We start from the raw sequence: 243 nt of genomic DNA on the forward strand, positions 1-243 counted from the left end.
GCCCTGCTCTCGGCAAGCTGTGGCTATTACGGTAACGGTCTGGGGCCGGACTATAATGCCGCCCATGCCAACCATTTCCATCTGGGGATGCGCGGCTATGGATTATGTCGATGAAGCATAATCTTCCGCCAAAAATTGGATAAATTGTGACTTATTTCACAAATATGATGACTGGGAAGATAAAACACCAAAGTCTGCAAGGCCGCATCTCTGGCGCTATGTCATTGCGCGTAACTTGCTAAT

At 48.1% G+C, this 243-nt stretch carries 1 protein-coding gene; it reads left to right on the plus strand.

Translation table 11 applies throughout. The features are described 5' to 3' along the window. Positions 1 to 114: extensin family protein (locus RTW80_RS30470; protein ID WP_312721970.1), on the plus strand; the 114-nt coding region annotated here is incomplete at its 5' end. Positions 115 to 243: the final 129 nt, after the last annotated feature.

The organism is Escherichia sp. AM3 (genome assembly GCF_032029835.1).
GTDB classification, from domain to species: Bacteria; Pseudomonadota; Gammaproteobacteria; order Enterobacterales; family Enterobacteriaceae; genus Escherichia; species Escherichia coli.